The organism is Cytobacillus gottheilii, assembly GCF_018582665.1.
Classification (GTDB): Bacteria; Bacillota; Bacilli; order Bacillales; family Cytobacillaceae; genus Cytobacillus; species Cytobacillus gottheilii.
Genome location: NZ_CP071709.1, coordinates 208,728 through 230,454 on the forward strand (window position 1 = coordinate 208,728; position 21,727 = coordinate 230,454).

General features: G+C 38.3%; 18 protein-coding genes and 1 riboswitch. Of the genes, 10 read left to right on the forward strand and 8 right to left on the reverse strand.

All coding sequences use genetic code 11. The features are described from left to right. Positions 1-18 precede the first annotated feature (18 nt). A complete protein-coding gene (locus J1899_RS01155; RefSeq protein WP_214478710.1) occupies positions 19-1,170 on the reverse strand; it encodes an ROK family protein in 1,152 nt (383 codons plus the stop codon). A gap of 395 nt (positions 1,171-1,565) precedes the next feature. Between J1899_RS01155 and xylA the strand changes: the two genes are divergently transcribed. The 4 genes from xylA to J1899_RS01175 all read left to right on the forward strand — a co-directional run bounded on the left by xylA (position 1,566) and on the right by J1899_RS01175 (position 6,292). Next, positions 1,566-2,897, forward strand: a complete 1,332-nt coding sequence (xylA, locus tag J1899_RS01160) for a xylose isomerase (protein ID WP_214476953.1) — start codon at positions 1,566-1,568, stop codon at positions 2,895-2,897. 71 nt (positions 2,898-2,968) lie between these two features. Then, positions 2,969-4,468, forward strand: a complete 1,500-nt coding sequence (gene xylB, locus J1899_RS01165; protein ID WP_214476955.1) for a xylulokinase — start codon at positions 2,969-2,971, stop codon at positions 4,466-4,468. An 86-nt stretch (positions 4,469-4,554) separates the two neighbouring features. Further along, positions 4,555-5,592, forward strand: a complete 1,038-nt coding sequence (locus J1899_RS01170) for an aldose epimerase family protein (protein ID WP_214476957.1) — start codon at positions 4,555-4,557, stop codon at positions 5,590-5,592. A 76-nt stretch (positions 5,593-5,668) separates the two neighbouring features. Then, a complete protein-coding gene (locus J1899_RS01175) occupies positions 5,669-6,292 on the forward strand; it encodes a YesL family protein (protein ID WP_214476959.1) in 624 nt (207 codons plus the stop codon). Positions 6,293-6,427: 135 nt separating this feature from the next. Here the strand turns inward: J1899_RS01175 and J1899_RS01180 are convergent, their stop codons facing one another. From J1899_RS01180 to J1899_RS01200, 5 genes are all read right to left on the reverse strand, one after another. Continuing rightward, a complete protein-coding gene (locus tag J1899_RS01180) occupies positions 6,428-7,285 on the reverse strand; it encodes a carbohydrate ABC transporter permease (protein ID WP_214478711.1) in 858 nt (285 codons plus the stop codon). Between the two features lie 55 nt (positions 7,286-7,340). After that, positions 7,341-8,219, reverse strand: coding sequence for a carbohydrate ABC transporter permease (locus J1899_RS01185; protein ID WP_214476960.1), 879 nt, complete (start codon positions 8,217-8,219; stop codon positions 7,341-7,343). Positions 8,220-8,442: 223 nt separating this feature from the next. Then, positions 8,443-9,744 (reverse strand): extracellular solute-binding protein, encoded by a 1,302-nt coding sequence (locus J1899_RS01190; protein WP_214476962.1) that lies wholly within the window; start codon positions 9,742-9,744, stop codon positions 8,443-8,445. A gap of 104 nt (positions 9,745-9,848) precedes the next feature. Then, a complete protein-coding gene (locus J1899_RS01195; protein WP_214476964.1) occupies positions 9,849-10,634 on the reverse strand; it encodes a response regulator transcription factor in 786 nt (261 codons plus the stop codon). Position 10,635: 1 nt separating this feature from the next. Next, positions 10,636-12,375, reverse strand: a complete 1,740-nt coding sequence (locus J1899_RS01200; RefSeq protein ID WP_214476966.1) for a sensor histidine kinase — start codon at positions 12,373-12,375, stop codon at positions 10,636-10,638. Between the two features lie 793 nt (positions 12,376-13,168). On the opposite strand from J1899_RS01200, the gene J1899_RS01205 reads away from it, so the two are divergent. The 5 genes from J1899_RS01205 (at position 13,169) to J1899_RS01225 (ending at position 18,439) form a co-directional block, all read left to right on the forward strand. Then, a complete protein-coding gene (locus J1899_RS01205) occupies positions 13,169-14,749 on the forward strand; it encodes an L-lactate permease (protein ID WP_214476968.1) in 1,581 nt (526 codons plus the stop codon). Between the two features lie 78 nt (positions 14,750-14,827). Further along, positions 14,828-15,535: a FadR/GntR family transcriptional regulator gene (locus J1899_RS01210; RefSeq protein WP_214476970.1), complete on the forward strand. Its 708-nt coding sequence runs from the start codon at positions 14,828-14,830 to the stop codon at positions 15,533-15,535. Between the two features lie 45 nt (positions 15,536-15,580). After that, positions 15,581-16,297, forward strand: a complete 717-nt coding sequence (locus tag J1899_RS01215; protein ID WP_066451053.1) for a (Fe-S)-binding protein — start codon at positions 15,581-15,583, stop codon at positions 16,295-16,297. 17 nt (positions 16,298-16,314) lie between these two features. Then, on the forward strand, positions 16,315-17,757 hold the full coding sequence (locus tag J1899_RS01220; protein WP_214476972.1) for a LutB/LldF family L-lactate oxidation iron-sulfur protein: 1,443 nt from the start codon (positions 16,315-16,317) through the stop codon (positions 17,755-17,757). After that, a complete protein-coding gene (locus J1899_RS01225; RefSeq protein ID WP_180320261.1) occupies positions 17,738-18,439 on the forward strand; it encodes a LutC/YkgG family protein in 702 nt (233 codons plus the stop codon). The genes J1899_RS01220 and J1899_RS01225 overlap by 20 nt, the downstream gene beginning before the upstream one ends. A 157-nt stretch (positions 18,440-18,596) precedes the next feature. Here J1899_RS01225 and J1899_RS01230 read toward each other — a convergent pair whose 3' ends face one another. Continuing rightward, on the reverse strand, positions 18,597-19,859 hold the full coding sequence (locus J1899_RS01230; protein WP_214476973.1) for a cation:dicarboxylate symporter family transporter: 1,263 nt from the start codon (positions 19,857-19,859) through the stop codon (positions 18,597-18,599). 116 nt (positions 19,860-19,975) lie between these two features. Next, positions 19,976-20,126, reverse strand: a riboswitch (cyclic di-AMP (ydaO/yuaA leader). Positions 20,127-20,306: 180 nt separating this feature from the next. Between J1899_RS01230 and J1899_RS22520 the strand changes: the two genes are divergently transcribed. After that, entirely contained in the window at positions 20,307-20,774 is a 468-nt protein-coding gene (locus J1899_RS22520) for a glycine zipper domain-containing protein (protein WP_246586548.1), read from the forward strand. A gap of 355 nt (positions 20,775-21,129) precedes the next feature. Here the strand turns inward: J1899_RS22520 and J1899_RS01240 are convergent, their stop codons facing one another. Next, the gene (locus tag J1899_RS01240) at positions 21,130-21,684 is read right to left on the reverse strand and encodes a hypothetical protein (RefSeq protein WP_214476975.1); all 555 of its coding nucleotides are present in this window, start codon (positions 21,682-21,684) and stop codon (positions 21,130-21,132) included. Between the last annotated feature and the right edge of the window lie 43 nt (positions 21,685-21,727).

A 21,727-nucleotide genomic window follows, 5' to 3' on the forward strand; every position in this document is an offset into this window, starting at 1 on the left:
AAAACCCCATATGAAAAATCATGAGGTTTTTGCTTCTCCTTTAAGGAAATTCTCTACAACAAATGCAGATACACCTAAGACAGTGGAGTATTTACTTAATTTAGAGAAATTAAATTGCATTTCTCTTTTATGGTATGGGAGTGTGTGGTTTACAATTGTTGTTTGTATGGCCTCTTCTATCCAGTCCTTGGCTAGTGCCATACGGTTGCCGAGGATAATTAGGTCTGGATTAAAGGTATTAATGATATTATTAATGCCATATCCTAAGTAATTACCTGCTTCCTTAAAAAGATCTCGCGCTGTCTGGTCCCCATTATCCGCTAGCTGTACCAATTGCTCTAAAGTCTCAGCGTTTTGCTCGGCCATTTCCAATAAGGCCTGCTCAGATGCATATGCCTCCCAGCACCCTCGGCTGCCGCAGTTACAGCGTTTGCCGTTCATTTGAATAATCATATGGCCCATTTCACCTGAAAATCCATTTTTTCCTTGGTATAGCTGCTTGTTAAAAATAATGCCGACACCAATCCCAATACCAGCACTTATATAAATAATATTATGGAAGTCTTGACCAGCCCCAAATTGTTGTTCACCCACAGCTCCAGCCTTTGCTTCATTTTCAATAATGACAGGTATCTGAAACATTTTCTCAAGATCGGCCTTTAACTGAATATTTGTCCAGCCTAAATTAGGGGCTAGAAGAATCGTCCCTTCGTTATTAACAATGCCAGGAACGCCAGCTCCAATTCCAACAACTCCGTACTTGCTGGCAGGCATTTCTTCCAATAGAGATTGGATCATCGTTTGCACAATACTAATGATTCCTGAATAGGGAGTACGCTGTACAATCTGATTTTTTTCAATTATGATTTTTCCCTGTAAATCGGTAAGTACGCATAATACATAGTTGACTCCTATATCCACTCCAATGGTATATCCAGCTTCTTTATTAAAATGGAGAATAACAGGACGGCGGCCGCCGCTAGATATTCCTGGTCCAGATTCAAAGATAAGCTCCTCTTCCAATAGTTCATTCACTAATAAAGACACAGTTGTCTTATTTAATCCTGAAACTTGAGCAATGTCTGCCCTTGAAATCTGTTCTTTTTCAATAATAATTTGTAATACGAGTGCTTTATTGTTCTTCTTAACAACCTGCTGATTCCATGTCATGGTTTCCACTTGTAAAAAACTCCTTATTCGCTATTAATAGTATCTTATCACAAAAGTTTGTTTGTCAGATATACCAACTTTGGAGAAAGTGAGCAGTTTATATTTATTTTGGTGTATAGAGAAGAAAAGGCTCAACAATATTCTTGCTATTGCTATGTCAAATCAATAAAGGTCTTATTAAAAGTAAGCAATTGTGTACTTACCTCTACAGTAACTCATTACCAATTAGGATAATAGTTTGAAAGGAACGTTTGTTGAATTATAAAAATAGAAACTTAGTTTATTATATATACAAACTAAGATGGCGATGCTATAATATATTTAACAAATGGCATATATTTCATACGTCATTTATTAGATTACATGTTTGATAAAACATTAGGAGGAATATTCCCATGGTTTATTTTGAAAACGTTAACAAAATTAAATATGAAGGTTCTGCTTCCAAAAACCCTTTTGCTTTCAAGTATTATAATCCAGAAGAAATGATTAATGGGAAAACAATGGAGGAAATTCTGCGTTATTCAGTGGCGTATTGGCATACATTTACTGCTGATGGATCAGACCCATTTGGGGCCGGTACGGCAATTCGTTCTTGGGACCGATTTCAAGGGTTAGATCTAGCAAAAGCACGTGTGGAGGCTGCATTTGAATTATTTGAGAAGTTGAACGTTCCTTTTTTTGCTTTCCATGATGTGGATATTGCTCCAGAAGGCAGTACATTAAAAGAAACAAATGAAAATCTCGATCGTATTATTGGAATGATTCAGGATTACATGAAAACGAGCAAAACCAAATTACTATGGAATACAGCGAATATGTTTACAAATCCAAGATATACACATGGAGCAGCTACTTCTCCTAACGCGGATGTCTTTGCATACTCAGCAGCTAAAGTAAAAAAAGGTCTTGAGGTTGCAAAAGAGCTTGGTGCTGAAAACTATGTATTTTGGGGTGGGCGTGAAGGGTATGAAACACTTCTGAATACTGATATGAAGCTTGAACAGGACAATCTAGCACGCTTCTTCCATATGGCAGTAGACTATGCAGAGGAGATCGGCTTAGATGTTCCATTCTTAATTGAACCAAAACCAAAAGAGCCAACGAAGCATCAGTATGATTTTGATGTGGCAACTGGATTGGCATTCCTGCAGAAATATGATTTAACAGACAAATTTAAGTTTAATATAGAAGCAAACCACGCTACTCTTGCTGGACATACATTTGAACATGAATTAAGAACAGCCCGTATTAATGGGATGCTGGGTTCAGTTGATGCCAATCAGGGCGATACTCTTTTAGGATGGGATACAGATGAATTCCCAACAGATTTATATACAAATACATTAGCAATGTATGAAATTTTGAAAAATGGCGGTTTAGGCAGCGGCGGACTAAACTTTGATGCTAAAGTAAGAAGAGGATCGTTCGAGCCGGAAGATCTTTTTCATGCACATATTGCCGGAATGGATGCTTTTGCAGTCGGTCTAAAAGTGGCAAATAAATTGATTGAAGATAAAGTGTTGGATCAATTCATTGAGGAGCGGTACAGCAGTTATTCAAGCGGGATCGGTTTAGATATTGTGGAAGGCAGAACAAACTTCCGCGAACTAGAGGCTTATGCGCTTCAATTAAACGAAATTAAAACTCAATCAGGCAGAACAGAACGCTTAAAGGCAATCATTAATCAATATTTACTAGAAACACTTGTTAGTGTAAAAGCTTAATGATATTAAGAAGAAAGAAATGTGCTGGAAGTGTATGAATCCAGCACATTTCTATAAAAAGGATGATACGGATGAAATATGTTATCGGCGTTGACCTTGGTACTAGCGCGGTAAAGATATTACTCGTTAATCAGCAAGGAGAAGTATGTAAAGAAATATCCAAATCATATCCTCTTATCATTGAAAAATCGGGTTATAGTGAGCAAAATCCAGAGGAATGGATTGAAAAAACCACTGCTGGTTTAGCTGAATTAATGGAGCAGTTTGATGGAAAGCCGGATGATATCGAGGGTATCAGCTTTTCTGGACAGATGCATGGACTTGTTCTCCTGGATCAAGAAAACAAAGTACTAAGAAATGCGATCCTTTGGAATGACACAAGGACAACGAAACAATGTGAACAAATCTATGAAACTGCAGGGAAACAGAAGCTATTAGAGATAACAAAGAACCCTGCATTAGAAGGATTCACCTTGCCGAAACTCCTATGGGTAAAAGAGCATGAGCCAGAAATTTTTATGAAATCTCATACCTTCATGCTTCCTAAGGATTATTTGCGGTATCGGATGACTGGGAACATACATATGGAATATTCAGATGCGGCTGGAACGCTATTGTTAAATGTGGCTAAAAGGGAGTGGAGTCATGAACTTCTTAATCTATTTGACCTTACCCCTAACTTATGTCCTCCATTAGTAGAATCACATTCGTATGTAGGTACAATTAAAGAGGATTTTTCCAGCAGAACGGGACTATCGAAAGCGACGAAAGTATTTGCAGGTGGAGCAGACAATGCTTGTGGAGCAATAGGAGCTGGAATTTTATCAGATGGAAAAACGTTATGCAGTATTGGGACTTCTGGAGTAGTCCTCTCTTATGAAAAACAAAATGATTTGGATTTTGAAGGAAGAGTTCATTACTTTAACCATGGCGAAGAGAATACGTACTATACAATGGGTGTGACATTAGCTGCAGGCCATAGTTTAAGCTGGTTTAAAGATACTTTTTCAAAAAGTCAGGACTTTGATGACCTTTTAAAAGACGTAGATCAAGTTGCACCTGGCAGTAATGGATTATTATTTACACCATACATTGCAGGAGAGCGTACTCCATACGCAGATTCAACGATCCGCGGCAGTTTTATTGGCATAGATGCTGCCCATGAGAAAAAGCATTTTGCTCGTGCGGTTCTTGAAGGAATTACATTTTCCTTAAATGACTCAATTGAAATATTTAGAAACAGCGGGAAAACGATTGATTCCATTATCTCCATCGGCGGCGGTGCTAAAAATGAAACATGGCTGCAGATGCAGGCAGATATTTTTAACTGCAAAATAGAAAAGCTAAATAGTGAACAAGGTCCAGGTATGGGAGCAGCTATGCTTGCTGCATATGGCTGTGGCTGGTTTTCTTCTTTAAAAGAATGTGCTGATCATTTTCTTCAAAGTGCAAAAGTATATTATCCAATCCCAGAAAATGTGGAGACGTATAATAAGATCTTTGCTATTTATAAACAGGTATATTCTCAGACAAAGTCGCTGAATGAAGAATTAAGAGCATTTAGAAAATAGGATCATAGAATTGATATACCCCACATTTGTGGGGATTTCTTTTCTTTTGAGAATTGAAATTCTAGCTGAAAAGGGAGTGAATCTACATGCAGATTATGAAGGAAAGCTTCGGTGAATTGGATCATAAGCCTGTCTTTTCGTTTACAATCATCAATGATCAAGGAGTAGAAGTAACGGCTATTAATTATGGCTGTATCATTACACGCATAATGGTACCTGATAAAAATGGAGTTTTGGAGAATGTCGTTCTTGGATATGAAGTACTGGAGGATTACTTAAGTGACTCTAATTATCTTGGAGCGATTATTGGACGTGTGGCGGGACGAATAAGAGGCGGCTCTTTTGAGTTAGATGGAAAAAAGTATACTGTAGCTCAAAATGATCGTACCAACCATCTTCATGGCGGCATCCAAGGGTTTGATAAAGTGGTATGGAATGCAAAAATAATCGAGGATGGTGTGTGCTTTTCTTATGAAAGTAAGGAGGGTGAAGAGGGCTACCCGGGAAACCTTTCGATTGAGGTAATGTATACTCTTAATAATGATAATGAATTTTTGATTCGATATGAGGCAAAAACGGATCAGAAAACACTGTTAACGGTAACTAACCATTCTTATTTTAATCTAAGCGGAAATAGTAAGAAAAATATACTAAACCATTCATTAACTTTAAAAAGTGACGAATTCTTAGAATTGGATGAAGGATTGATTCCAACTGGTCATATAGCAGAAGTAACAAATACTCCATTTGATTTCAGACTGGGAGAAGTGATTGAAACAGGAGTGACATCTACACACCCGCAAAATGTCTTAGTAGGGAATGGCTATGACCATCCATTTTTATTGAATTCAAATCACGATAACGAAATTATGCTGAAGGATAGTGAGAGCGGGAGAACGCTAACGGTTGAAACCGATGAACCCGCTGTAGTCGTCTATACAGGCAATGCGCTGCAATATAATAAAGACGTTCAAGATGTGCGTACAAGTAAATACTTAGGAATCTGTCTGGAAACTCAAGGGCTGCCTGATGCTATACATCATTCTCAATTTCCATCTATTATTCTAGATAAAGGACAGCGTTATTCTTCTATCACCAAATATAAGTTTGGAATAAAAAGATAGTAATGGAAAAGATACCGCCAGATTAATTTTTGGGTGATTCAGTTGCTCCGAGATTTGTATATAGTGGAGGGATAAGATGAATAAAACGGCAACCCGGGCATATGCGGCTACAGAATGGATTACGAGATTTGCCTATGTTAACCTGCTGTGGATCGGTTTCTCAATTCTAGGTCTAGTTGTGTTTGGATTCTTTCCAGCGACCATATCGATGTTTGCGATCACTCGCAAATGGGCTATGGGTGAAACGGATATTCCGATCTTTCAGACCTTCATGAACACTTATAAATCAGAGTTTATAAAAAGCAATTGTTTAGGTGCTATTATTGCAATAATTCTTGGTCTGATTGTTTTTAATTTAGTTCTTATACAAAATATGGGGAATGGATTCTTTGAAGTTATTCAAATACCTATATATATGTTTATGTTTGCAGCGGGTTTGACCATATTATTTATGTTTTCTGTTTATGTTCATTATGAGTTAACATTGCTGCAAATCATAAAGAATTCATTTTTAATGATGATCATTCATCCAATAGAGAATTTAGTGATCATTTCGGGCTTGGCTGCTGTGTTTTTTGTAGTGAAATTTGTACCTGGATTAGGCTTTTTCTTTGCAGGCAGTATATCAGCAGCTATTGTTATGGCTACATGCTATTTAGTTTTTAAAAAGGTTGATAAAAGAAAGCAGCTGATTACGTAAACGAATATACTTCTTTTAAGTAATTAGCCGAATGAACAAGTAAAGAAGACAGGTAACAAAGTTCTTTTCTACAAGAAGAAAACTTTGTTACCTGTCTTTCATTTTGGAATAGTATAGAAGCTCTTATTGTTGAAATTAACCTTTTACAGAACCAGCTGCCATTCCCTCAACAATTTTATCACTTAAGAATAAGAAGGCTAATAGAATAGGGATAATGCTGATCACTAGTGTGGCGCCAATCGCACCCCAATCTGTTAAGTATTGTCCCACAAAATTGTTAATTCCCACTGTCAATGTTTTGAAGTTATCAGAACTGATAAAAGTGTTAACAAAGACGAATTCATTCCAGTTGTAAATCATATTAATGATCGCTGTAGTTGAAAGAACTGGTACAGTCATTGGAAGGGTAATTTGGAAAAAAATCCGGTGCACTGAGCATCCGTCCATAACCGCAGCTTCTTCAATTTCACGAGGAAAGGTTTTATAAAACCCTAATAAAATCATAATGGTTAAAGGTAAATTAAATGCTGTATAGGATAAAACGATTGATACTGGGTTATCGATTAAATTTGTGCTGTTGTACATATTAAAGAGAGGGATCAATGTTGAATGCAGCGGAATCATATAAGCGACTAAGAATAAGCCAAGAACAGGGCCGCTTAGCTTCCAATGCATTCTAGTGACTGCAAAAGTTACTAAACTGGCTAAAATGATTGTAAGTGCTACAGAAACAATTGTGATCCAGACACTATTAAAAAAGTAGAGTCCAATGTTTCCTGAAGTCCATGCTTTAATATAGTTGCCCCACTGAGGGTCTTGCGGCAATGCAAATGGGGACATTCCAAACACTTCTTGATTGGATTTAAGTGAAAAGAAGACCAGCCAAATTAATGGGTAAATCTGAATAACCGCAAATAATCCCAATATAAGATATAGAAGTCCATAGCCGATTTTACTGAGATAAGATTTCTTCGTATTTAGTGGCGGGAACATGCTTGTCGCTGTTTTATGTTGTGTGCGAACCTCACTCATCTTGCTTCATTCCTCCTTAATATTGAACATCGTCCTTAGATTTCGTCAGTTTGGAAGTTAGCCAAGTCATCAATAGACAGATAATCAATAAACCGAATCCGATTGCACTGCCATATCCAAAGTTGTTTAATTTAAATGCTTCTTTATACATATAAGACGCCATTACTTCGCTGGCTCCATTTGGCCCGCCGCCAGTCATAACGAAAATCAAATCAAAGTATTTTAATGAGCCAACGACTGCAAGCATAATGGTTACTTTGAAAATATTTGAAATCAAGGGCAGTTTAATTTTAAAGGCGATTTGCAGGGGCGATGCACCATCAATCTTAGCTGCTTCAATTACCTCATCTGGTACATTTTTTAGTGCAGCATAATAAATCAAAATATAAAAACCAGCATATTGCCAGATAACCGGGATGAAAATAGCGTAAAGCGCAATCGCCGGATCTGCTAACCAAATTGGTGTATTTTCTACACCGAACAATTCAAGTAATTTGTTGGCCATCCCGTTTGTCGGATCGAAAATCTTCATCCATAACTGGGCAATAGCAACAGAAGACAATAGCATTGGGATTAAATAAATTTTACGTAATAAATCAGATCCCTTGATTTTACTTGCCAGTACAAGTGAAATGGCTAGGTACAAAAGTAAGCTGGCCGTTGAAAAGATAGCCAGTAAAAAAGAGTGCCAAGTACTTGTCCAGAACATTTTATCCTGGAGCAAGGTGATATAGTTATCTAAGCCTATAAACTTCATATCACCAATTCCATCCCATTCCATGAGACCGTAATACCCGGATAAGGTGATTGGGATATAGATAAGGGTAAGGATGAGAAGTAAAGCAGGGAGTGTATAAAGGGCAATAACCATTTTATTCGACATAACATTTTTCATGATGATAGCCTCTTCCTTTCTATAAGGTGAAAACCTATTCCGTGGTTCTTTTTCTATTTCTACATATTTGAACCAGTCGGACTGTGAAAATCAGTTTCTCAGCCTATGAGCTTACAAGATAAGATTCTAGTATTCTTAATGCTTTTAATAAGGTGAAATCACTTATGGCAGATAAAGAAAAGGACATATTACTAAAAGCATATGTCCTTTTCTAAAGTCATTATTATTTCTCAGCAGCAAGTGCCTCTTCTTGCGTTTTTGTAAATTCTTCAGCGCTAGATTGACCTCCGAATAAAGCTTGAATTTGATTTAAGTGGACATCCGCTACACCCGCAGACATTTGAACATCCGCATAAAGAGTAAGATTAGTAGCATTTCCTAAATCATTTAAAATATCAATGTACATTTGGTCAAGATCCCCATTTGAAGTATCCACAACTGTAGCAGGAATAACACCGGCATCTGTTACTGATCGCTTGCCCCATTCTTCAACTAAGTAAGAAACGAATTTTTTTGCTTCATCTTTGACCTTTGATTCTTCAGAAACAAATAAACCTACGCCAGGACCGCCTACATAACTGTCAATGTCACCTTTCCCGCCTTCATAAGTAGGGAATTTGAAGTAGCCAACTTTGTCTTTAAATTCTTCGGCAACATCAGGGCTAGTTGTATAGTTTGGCAGTTCCCAAGTTGCCATTAAATACATTGCAGCTTGTTCATTCATAAAGTAACCTTTTGCTTCATCATTTGATAGACCATTGAATCCTTTTACAAATGCATTCATGTCAACAAGCTTTGTTATTTCTTCAGCAGCTTGAACAAGTGAAGGATCTTCAAAGCTTCCGGTACGATTAATGGCATTGTTTAAGGATTCAGGACCACCGATACGATCAGCAAGATACATATACCACATAGAGCCAGTCCAGCGGTCTTTGTTTCCTAAAGTGATAGGAGTAACGCCATTATCAACAAGAGTTTCAACAACGCTTAAGAATTCGTCATATGTTTCAGGTGCTTCCAGGTTATATTTATCAAAAATTTCCTTATTGTAATAGACAGGGGTGATGTTTAATTCCAGTGGTAAAGCATATGGTGAATCATCTACAGAGAAAGCATCAAGAGTACCAGCCACAAATTGATCTTCTTTTACAATATCATCTAAAGAGGTGAATTTATTTCCATCCACGAATGGCTTCATATATCCGGCTGCCCAAGTGATACCAACATCAGGAAGTTCATTTGAAGCAGATAGAACTTTGATTTTTTCTTTGTACTGTTCATTTCCTAAAATCTCAGTTTGAATGTCTACATTCGTATTTTCTTCCTCATAAGCTTTAATAATGTCATCGACGATTGTATACTGTGCATTTGAACTTCCCTCAGGCCATAAATGCATCATCTTAACGACGGTTTTGTCACTGTTTGACTCGCTGCTGGTATCTTCCGATGATGAACATGCCCCCAAAATTAATCCGCTTACTAATGCCAAGGATATACCTAGAGAAAACGCTTTCTTTTTCTTCAAAACTAATCCCCCCTAATTTGAGTTCTCTTATCTTTCATATCTAACTTTACCATTTAGGGGAATACCAAAAAAGGCGACTATGATTGGGAAATATGCTACTATTTTTAGAAAGCCCTTTCATTATTGAGTTTTCGATAAGCACTCGGGGTTACGCCTTCAATTTCCTTAAATAGTTTAATAAAATATCTGGCTGTTTTGTACCCTACTTCTTCTGCGATTTCATTGATCGGCAGATTGGTGGATATCATTAGTTCCTTTGCCCGCTGGATTCTGCGCCTAGTTAAATATTCACTAAAAGTTAGATTGACTTGTTCCTTAAACAATACGCTAAAGTAACTCGGATTCAAATGAACATGATTAGCTAATTCCTTTAGAGTGAGTTCATTTCTAAGGTGCTGATCAATATAGGTAACGGCCGAACGGATCGTGTCTTTAGTCGAATTGATTTTCGTGCTGGCATTAATGATTTTTTCGTCCACAACTTTTTCGATTATTCCAGCTCGCAGCTGTTTTTCTAACACCTGGACAGCTTCTTCGACGGCTTCAATTAACTTCTTCTTCCCAACAGGCTTTAGCAGATAATTTACTACTCCAAGTCTAAGAGCTTCTTGAGCATATTCAAATTCAGAGTAGGCCGAAATGACAATGACGACGGGATTCATTTGTATGGCTTTTATACTCTTTAATAGCTGCAGCCCGGTCATCTCTGGCAGGCGGATATCGGATAGCAAAATATGAATCTTTTTAATCTCTGCAATTTTGAGGACCTCTTCAGCGCTTTCCGCAATGTAGATTGTATATTCTCCATTATTCCAGTTTTCCAAGGTTCGCTGAATACCTTTCCGAGTAATTGGTTCATCGTCTACGATTACAATATTTTTAGTAAACATTTCATTCCCCCGCATTAATCGGTATTTTAAATGATATCGTTGTTCCTTTGTTTACTTGGCTTTCTATCACAAACTCTTGATGAGAAAAACCATTGAAATACAAATGCAGGCGCTTATAGACGTTTGATATTGCCATTCCTTTTCCGCTCTCTGAAGACGTCCCGCCCGTTTTCATAGATTGAATAACCCAGCGAAGCCGCTCTTCATCCATTCCAGAGCCATTGTCTTCAACAATAATCTCGATTTCTTTGTCTGAATGACTGGCAGGTTGAACCCTGACAGAAATAAGGCATTCTCCTGGCTTTCTTCCTGCACCATGCAAAATCGCATTTTCAACTAAAGGCTGAATAATTAGTTTAGGGATTTTCACATTTTCATATATTTTTGGAACAGTGGCATGCCATTTTAACCTGTCACCAAAACGCATCATCATAATATCCATATAGTTTCCGATATGATGGATTTCATCTTTTAAAAATACCCAATCATCATCGGTTTCCTTTGTAATGGTATAACGAAATAAACTTGACATTGATACAACAAGTTCTGACAACTCGTCTTCTCCTTTTTCTTCAAGTGACCAATGAAGAGCATCTAAGGTATTGAATAGAAAATGGGGGTTAATTTGAGCCTGAAGAGCCTTCAATTCACTCTGGTTCCGTAAGATTTCTTTTTGATAAACCATCTGAATCAAATGATTGGTACCTTTCACAAGCTGATTGTACGTATAATTTAATTCATTGATTTCATTGACAGAATGAACACTGGGATTCAGTGTTAATGAACCTTCCCCAGCGCGCTGCATGGTTTTCGTCAGTCTTAAAATCGGTCTTGTAATAATAGTAGAAAGGAAAATGGAACAGACAGTAAAGATGAATCCCCCAACTACACCGGAAATGATAATTCCTGTTCGAATCCCTGAAATGCCCTTTGTTAATTCACTGACTGGGGTTAAGATCAATACGGTCCACCCGGTTAAATCGGATGTCTGCTTTGTGACTAAGTAATCCCGCTTATCCAGCTGGATAGTATTATCAATGCTGTTAATAATACTTGTTGTGTCCCCGGTATAATTTTGAATAATTGGATTCTGGTATTGATCCAAAAGAATAGAGAATTGATCGTTCTCATATACCTCATTTGCAAAATAAAAATAATCGCGGTTAATGGAAATTAACAGATAACCGCCATTGCTATACTGCCGTTCCATGAGATTTACTCTGCGTATGGCTAGGAAGTTGTTTTTATCATTTGGGTCATCACCGATCCACACCATATTTCCTTTAGCTTGATCTGCTGCGTTAATCCACTTTCTTTCCGTTTGATTGATTAAGGAGTCTTCATCAAGAGGAAGGACACGCTTTTGATTATTTGAAAAAAGCTGAACAGAAACGACTCCCTCTGTATTACCCATAATTCTATTGACATGGCCCATTAATTTTTGACGATCTCTAAAGACTAATTCTTTTCCGTCATATACATCTGTCAATACTCTCTGAACCTCTCTATCGGTGATCATAAGCTTGGATGACATATTAATTTGGTTATAAAGCGTTTCCATTCTTCCGTTTGCTTCAATAGCTACTTGCTGAAATTGCTTTTCCGCATTGTTTTTCAATAAGGTTGAGACTTGTCGCAGCGTAAGAAGACTGACAATCAATAGTACAATCATCATGACAATTAAAAAAATAAACAAAATTTGATTTCGCAGCGTATTCCATTTCTTGAGCTGATTCAACATGAGCCGTTAGCCTCTCTTAATAGGGGTAAATGTCTTCAATTTTTAATATTTTACCATATTTACGGAAGATTAAAAATATTAGTTTGTTTATTAGATAAACTAATTATACCTTATAAAGGATACTGCGAAATAACTTAATTATGATAAATGATTAGGGATAGAAATTAAATGAGGGGTGTTTTTGGTGTAAGCCATTTTGGTTGTAAAATTAAAATAGCTGAATTGAAAAGAATTAAAAAAAGAGGCTGGGACATTAGTATTTAACACTCTCATATAACCGAATGGTTAGGAAGTCATCTTTCTAATCATTCGGTTTTTTTATGATTATAAAATATATTTTATTAACATGAGTGAAATGGAGCGGAGGACACTCGACTCCTGTGGGCAATAGAGGAAAAGGTGAGACCCCGCAGGAACTTGCTCCCCACGGAAAGCGAGGGTCCGCAGCGCAGGTGGAACGGGCTTATGTAGACTCGCAAACCATGATTATGAATATTCGTGTTTTAGAAATAGCATTTTCGTTTTGTCCCAGTCTCTTTTTTGTGACCGGGTAAGGTTATTACTAAATTAAAAGAGGTATAACATACTGACTTTGTTTTTAATAGATGCTCGGCATCTAAATGGCTGATATTTTAACAGACTATTTAAAAAGTCACATTTGTTCACAAAATATTAACTTTTTCATTGTAAAATTATGAAATATATGTAACTATATTTATAAGGTCATCAGATGACCTGTTAATATGTAAACGCTTGTATTTTTTTCTGGAAAAACAAGGGAGGAAGGGTTTATATGTTATTGCTTATTGCATTAAGTGCAATTATTGCTCCATTTTTGTTTTTAGTTGTGCTGAGAATGTCCGCAGCAAAGGGCATGGCAATTAGTTCAGTTATCGTAATTTTGTTAGCGCTTACGGCTTGGGGGATGGAAGGGCAGGTTGTTTTATCATCTGTTTTTCAAGGAACCCATAAAACATTGACTATTTTATGGATTTTATTTGGAGCCCTGGTTTTATTGAATACGCTTCAAAACACAGGGGCTGTTGATCGTATTAATCAAGGATTTCAAAGCATTTCAGGGGATATGCGTGTACAGGTAATTGTTGTCGCTTTCTTATTTGGTGCTCTTATTGAAGGAGCAGCCGGGTTCGGAACACCAGCCATGGTAACAGGGCCATTATTATTAGCTCTTGGTTTTCGTCCTTTAGTAGCTGCGACAATCGCATTAATTGCCGATAGTACATCCGTTATGTTTGGTGCAGTAGGTACACCAGTGGCTGTCGGGTTAAGTAATATTCCAAATGCCGATACCAGTTTTTTTCATGAGATTGCAGTGACAGTTACAAGTCTTGATTTGCTGGCAGGTACTTTTATTCCATTTATACTAATGGTCGTTTTATCTGCAGTTAGCGGGGATGGTTTGAAGGGGGCACTGCCAATGCTTCCGTGGACTTTGTTCATTGGCGTAATCTACACAGCCAGTGCTTTTGGTGTGGCAAGTTTGTTCGGTCATGAGTTTGTATCGATCCTCGCTGCCCTTATTACTTTAGTTGTAGCTACACTTACAGCCTCTAAAGGGATCCTGCTTCCAAAAACAGAATGGAAAAAGGCAATGCGTGAGGACTTTACAGTTAGTAATCAAAGATCGTCGATGAGTATTATTACAGCTTGGTCACCGTATATTATAGTTGTTGCGTTGTTATTGCTGACAAGAATTGTACCTTGGCTCAAGAAATTTACACAGACTGCAATTGATTTCACATGGACAAATATCTTAGGTGTTGAAGGGGTTACATCAGCTTGGGAGTTCTTGTATTCTCCAGGAACTGTCTTAACATTGGCAGCTATTTTTGCATTTATCATTCAGCGCAAATCACATAGCGCATTCACACAAGCATCAAAGAAAGCATTAAGTACCATGAAAATCACTAGTATATCTTTAATTGCCACGTTAGCCATGGTGCAAGTATTTGTTAATTCAGGTATAAATGCGAATGATTTGAACAGCATGCCGCAATATATTGCAGAGTCGCTTGCTAATTCATTAGGTTCTGTTTGGATTTTCGTTGCTCCATTCCTGGGAGAACTGGGAGCTTTTATTACTGGAAGTGCAACCGTTTCGACCTTAACTTTCTCACCAATTCAGTACAATGTGGCAGAGGCAATCGGATTAGACATCAATATTGTATTAGCTGTACAGCTGCTCGGTGCAGCAGCGGGGAATATGATCTGTGTGCATAATGTGGTAGCTGCGAGTGCCGTTGTTGGTTTATCCGGCAAAGAAGGTGAGATTATTCGTAAAACACTTGGACCTGCGATTGTGTATGGAGTCTTAGCAGGTATTTCAGGATTTCTCTTTTTAAATTTCTTCTAAACTTGTAAACATGATTTCCCATTGGTTTCTCCTGTAAGTAAACTTATATAATAGAGAGATAGATGGGGGTTGAAGATAGTGAATTATAAACGTGTCCGCGGGAAAAAGATTTATGAAGAAGTAGCAGAAACTATAATTGATTTTATAAAAAAAGGTGAATTGAAACCTGGTGATAAATTAGATTCTGTTGAAAAGTTAGCTAAAAGCTTTGAAGTGGGTCAGTCAACTATACGGGAAGCGCTTAGCGGTCTGAGAACGATGGGGTTAGTAGAGGTAAGGCACGGAGAAGGAACATTTGTAAACAGTTTTGATCCGTCCAAGTTCCAGCTGCCTGTTAATATCGCCTTTTTAATGAAAATTGAAGATATAAAAGAACTGTATCAGGTTCGTGAAATTTTAGAAGTGGGTACAGCTGCTCAGGCGGCTCTTGTTCATACGGAAGATGACCTGCTGGCCCTTGAGAAGGCAATCATTGTTATGGAAAATGCCAATGGCAATGAAGAATTGGCATCAAGTGGAGACATCGATTTCCATTTAGCCATTGCAAACGCAACACACAACAAATTATTATTTAATTTAATGAGCAGTGTTTCCTCAGTTATATCTGAAACGATTCAGGAAGCGAGAAAAGTTTTCTTATATTCGGGTAATACAATAGAAGACTTGAAAACAGAACATCGGAAAATCTATGAAGCTATAAAAAATAGACAGCCAAACGAAGCAAGACAGGCGATGCTTGAGCATTTGCAGACCGTTCAAAAGCGTCTTTTTCAATATATCGAATAATAGAGCGGTGCGGTTTTTTACCAAATTTTTTAGAGGTGAGTTAGTATGAAGGTTTCCTTATTTAGTACATGTCTAAGTGATATCCTCTTTGCTGATGTGGCAAAAAACACACTGGAAATTCTAGAGCGCTTAGGATGTACAGTGGATTATCCAATGGGGCAGACTTGCTGCGGCCAGCCTGCGTATAATAGCGGCTATTTAAAGGAAGCGAAGCAGTCAATGAAACAGATGATGAAGGCCTTCCAGGACTCGGAATATATTGTCGGTCCATCCGGTTCATGTATTAGCATGCTTAAAGAATATCCTCATGTTTTTGCCGGAGATCCAGAATGGGAGCAGGAAGCTAAAACATTTGCTTCTAAATGCTATGAAATCACTGAGTTTTTAGTAGATGTGTTAAAAGTGACGGATGTCGGATCAACGTTTAAAGGAAAGGTGACATTCCACTCTTCTTGTCATATGAAACGGCTGCTGGGTGTAAAGGAACAGCCGAAAATATTGCTAAACAATGTAGAGGGAGTAGAATTAGTCACGCTGCCAAACGAGGAAGACTGCTGTGGGTTTGGGGGAACGTTTGCAGTGAAAAATGCAGCCATTTCACAGGAGATGGTTAGCGAGAAGTCGCGTCATGTTTCAGAAACGGAAGCAGAATATCTGGTCGGTGCAGACATGGGCTGCTTAATGAATATTGGCGGCCGAATGAGCCGTGAAGGAAAAAATGTCAAAATCGTTCATATCACAGAAATTTTAAACACCCATTAAGAAACGGAGGGATATACATGAGCGTCAAAATTGGCGAGATTCCATACAAAGAACGAATTCAAAACGGAATTAAGGATGACTTCATGAGGCAAGCCGTATCCTCCGCTCAAGGAAGATTTCGGAACGGAAGATTAACACAGGCAGAAGCATTAGGGAATTGGGAGGACTGGCGCCAGCTTGGTTCTGAAATTCGCGCACATACAATGGAGAATCTTGATTTCTATTTGCATCAATTAAGTGAGCAAGTGGCAAGACGCGGCGGCAATGTCTTTTTTGCTCAGACAGCTGAAGAAGCAAATGAGTATGTAAAAAATATCATTAAAAACAAAGAGGCCAAAAAAGTAGTTAAAGCAAAATCAATGGTCACAGAAGAAATTGGTTTAAATAAGGCGCTTGAAGAAGCAGGAGCTGAGGTCGTTGAATCCGATTTAGGAGAGTGGATTTTACAATTAGACGAAGATCCTCCTTCACACATTGTAACTCCTGCCCTGCATAAAAATAAGCAGCAAATTCGTGAAACATTTTCCAAGAAAAAAGGCTATCAGGGATCAGATACTCCAGAAGAGCTGGCCGCTTTTGCAAGAGAGCAGCTGCGTCAGGATTTCCTTGCAGCGGATGTGGGCATTACAGGCTGTAACTTTGCGATAGCCGAGTCTGGTTCAATCACATTAGTTACAAATGAAGGAAATGCAGAAATGGTAACGAGTCTGCCGGATACCGTGATTACAGTGATGGGTATGGAAAGGATTGTTCCAACCTGGGAAGAGATGGAGGTTCTTGTTAGTTTATTAACTCGAGCTGCTGTTGGTCAAAAGCTTACGAGTTATATTACTGCTATTACAGGTGCCAAAGGGCCTGAAGAAGTAGATGGACCAGAAGAGTTTCACCTGGTTGTTGTTGACAACGGCCGTTCAAAAATACTTGGGACGGAATTTCAATCTGCACTTCATTGTATTCGCTGTGCAGCCTGCATTAATGCATGCCCTGTTTATCGGCATATTGGCGGCCATGCTTATAATTCCATTTATCCTGGACCAATCGGTGCAGTCATCACTCCGCTTTTAGAAGGGTATGACGATCATAAGGAACTGCCATACGCATCTACACTATGTGCAGCATGTACAGAGGCTTGCCCGGTGAAAATACCGCTTCATGAGCATTTGGTTCGCCACCGTCAAATCATTGTTGAAAGAGAAAAGAAAGCACCAATGGCCGAAAAGCTTATGATGAAAGGATTTGAACAATGGTCCAGCCATCCATCACTTTATAATCTAAGTGCAAAGTTCGCCAAGCCTGCTCTTGGACCATGGGTGAAGGATGAAGAAATTGAAAATGGACCTGGACCTTTAAAAGAATGGACTGACGTGCGCAATTTTAGTGTTCCGCAGGGTCAATCGTTCCGTGACTGGTTTAAGCAAAGGCAGAAAGATGGTGAGTCAAATGGCAATAAAGAATCGTGAGGCATTTTTAGATAAGCTGGCTGCCACACTTGGAAGGGAACGCCGCATTGAAGGGGTTGAGCGTCCAGAGTGGAGTGTAACACCTCAATATGAGGTTTTTAAAGATAAAACGCAAGATCAGTTAGTGGAGATTTTAGCTGAACATTGCAGAGTCATTCATACTGATTTTAAACGAACAGACCGCAAAGGATTAGTTAGCGTTCTCCAAGAAACCATAGATGAGTTCGCTGGGAAGTCTATTATTATGTCAAATGATACTCGGCATGAAGAATATGGGATCAATGAATTTTTTAAAGCGGCAGAGGACAGACTTGATGTTCATGTTTGGAATCCAGCTTTGGGCAAGAAAAATCAGGAGATAGCTGAATCTGCAGATGTTGGGCTTGTATTTAGTGACGTTACTTTAGCAGAGTCTGGTACCGTGACTTTGTTCAACCATAAGGATAATGGTCGCTCGATCAGCCTGCTGCCTAAAACTTTTATTGCGATTATTCCGAAAAGCACACTTGTAGCTCGAATGACGCAAGCTGCTGCACATATCCACAATATGCAGGAACAGGGTGAAGATGTACCATCCTATGTAAGCTTTATTACGGGTCCGAGCAATAGTGCTGATATTGAAATGAATCTGATTGTTGGGGTTCATGGACCTGTGAAAGCGACTTATATTGTGGTGGATTGAGGGAGGTTTGTGCGCGCAGGCTCGTCACAGTGACGCCCCGGAATTTGTCGAATCACGGCGAACAAAGAAAGAAACGCAACACAAAAAGGACAAGAAAAAGATCTTGTCCTTTTTGCTGTTTAATTTTTATAATAGTTGATCCCTGTTCCCCGCAGCATTAAGAAGCTTTTACAACTTCTTCTGCCTCTGCTGGAGGGTTGAATTGACCTTCCCATTTGGCGATCACAATGGCTGCCAAAGAGTTTCCCACAACATTTACCGCTGTACGCCCCATATCAAGTATACGATCAATACCGGCAATAAATGCTAAGCCTTCAGGCGGCAATCCAATTGTACTAAATGTAGCTAATAGAACAACAAAGGATACACCTGGTACACCAGCCATTCCTTTAGAAGTAACCATTAAAACAAGCATCAGCGTGATTTGCTGTACAATGCTTAACTCGATGCCAAACATTTGTGCAATAAATAAAGAAGCTATTGCCTGATATAAAACGGAACCATCCAGGTTAAAAGAATAGCCTGTAGGAATAACAAAAGAGGCAATATGTTTTGGACTTCCTGCCTGCTCCATCTTCTCCATAATCCTTGGAAGTACCGTTTCTGAACTTGCGGTTGAAAAGGCAAGTAATAATTCACCTTTTATTATCTTCAATAATTTAAAAATACTAAATCCAACAAATTTGGCCATTAATCCTAAGATGACAATGACAAAAAAGATCATCGTTCCATAAACGGTAATGGCTAATTTCCCTAATGGAATTAAGGATGAAAAACCGTACTTAGAAATGGTTACACCAATTAGAGCAAACACGCCAATTGGAGCGTATTTCATAAAGAGGTTCGTCACATAAAACATTGCTTTTGCTGTACCCTCGAAAAATCTTAGTACTGGTTTCCCGATATCCCCTACTGCGGCAATACCAAGGCCAAATACTACAGCAAAAAAGATGATGGCCAGCATATCTCCTTCAACCATTGCTTGTACCGGATTTGTGGGCACTATATGCAGAAGTGTATCTGCAATGGATTTGTCCTCTTGCGCTTCATTCGTTTCAACATAGTTTGAAATGTCACTTTGCTGCAGAGTTTCCATGTTTAAGCCGGCACCTGGCTGGAATATATTAGCGGAGACTAGGCCTACTGCTATAGCAACCAGTGTCATACCGATAAAATATGCTAAAGATTTGCCGCCAAGCTTACCAACAGACTTGATATCCCCAACACCAGCTATCGCAACAATGATCGTTGAGAGAACAATTGGGACAACAATCATTTTAATTAAACGGATAAATAGATCGCCCATTGGCTGCAGGATACTTTGAGCGGTTTCACTGCCATAAAAAATCCCGCCAACAATAATACCCAAAACGAGACCAATAAAAATTTGACTTGCTAAACTTAATTTAAACTTTTTCATTCATTACCCTACCTTCTTTTGTTTGTTATAAACTTGTGTTAGGCAAGGAAAACAATGATATTTTGAAATAAAAATAGAATTGACGAAGATGCCAATTCACGTTCTTTCATATTCTCATATGTTTCCTTAAATGCTTACGAGGTTAGCTTTCGGGTTAGGACTAAGGGAAACGGCAAGCCCTTCCTTAATGGATTCACCCCAAGCGGAAACTCCGCTGTAAAAATTGGGTCCCCCGCTCTTAAAAATAAGATTAAGCAACTGACATGAGATCTATTATATTATTTTAATATAATTTTTGTAAATAGAAAGAAATGGGACATGTAAGGAAGAGGGCAGTTTTTAAGAAAAAGTGAGACCAATTGTTCATGCAGTTCGTAGAAGAGATAAGTGATTTTTAATGGCATCAGTGGATTGTACAATATTAAAAGTAATGAAGGAGGTTATCTTATGGAGGAGAGAGTGATCAAGCTCCAGGCTGATCTTGAAGAACTTAAAAATAAAGTTGGCGAAAAAACAGCCGCAAAGCTGGAATTAGATAAATACAGCCGGATCATTCATCGATTGGCAGAATTCTCAGCAGACTGTGAAGAATGCCGTCAGTATTTTGATGAATTAGAAAGTCATCTCTTACAGATGGTGAATCAGGCAAAAACGAAGGAGCTTACACCACAAGAAATAAAGGTTCATAGACAAATGACAGCAAATATCACTTCACATTTAATGAAAAAACATCAACTCGTTCCTAGTGGATACTATATTGGTATATATTTGGCCCTCGGTATAAGCATAGGCTTGGTTTTAGGATTTCTTTTATTTGATAATATGCCGCTCGGAATGCCAATCGGTATGGCAATGGGTGTTGCGATTGGGTCAGGATTAGATGCTGATGCTAAGAAAAAAGGAAAAGTACTGTAAAAGGAATATTGGACGGTAGAAAGCTTAAAGTAATTAAATACCCAATCTAAAAAATAAACGGAGAAATTCCGATTATAAAGTAAATATCACTGAAAAGGGCTTAAATAGACGGAGAAATTCCGCCTATTGCCCTAAATAATATGAAAATGTAAGGTTTTCTTTTAAATAACCGGAAAACCTCCCCTTAAATCCTCGAAAAAGACCAATTTCCAGTAAATAGTCGGAAAAATTCCGTTTAATTTAAAGTGTTAGTTAACTCAATTGTGGACAGAACATTCATTGCCGCTTTAGGAGTGTTGGATGAAACATAACCTCATAATGCTGGGGGGTAACTGATCAAATTGCCCGGATGATGTTAGGTTGATGAAGAAATCCCCTTTGGTTTTGGCGGCCAAATAAAAAAGGTAACTGAAATGACCAGATCAATTGCCAAAGCGATTGACCAAATTCTGGTTACACCCAGTAAGGCTTCTGTTCTTGCTGGGTCACCAATCCAAAAGATTAAACCCATTAATATACCCACACCAATTAGATAGGCTAACAGATGTCTAACCCAGCTTTTCAAGTAATGCTTTGCATAATCCATTCCATAGCGTTTTCTTGGCTTTTCTCCTTGTTTTGTAACGTAATATTGAAAGCGCTGGTCTGCCCATGCAATCATGCTTTTTCCAAATGAAAGGGAAACACCTATATATACGGCAGCGATGGCATGTGCTAATGTAGCAGATTCACCCTGATACAAATCAAAGCCAGCTGTAAGTAACAAGATAACATCAATGACGGGAGTTAAAGCTAATAAAAACAACCCAAGACTTTTTCTCTTGAAAATATACCGGGTCACTAACCCTAATAAGATGACGACCCAAAACATCACTTCACAAAAGATAATCATCCAGCCAACTATACTCAAACGATCCAGCTCCTTTTTAATACAGTTGTATTATTTAAAAAGA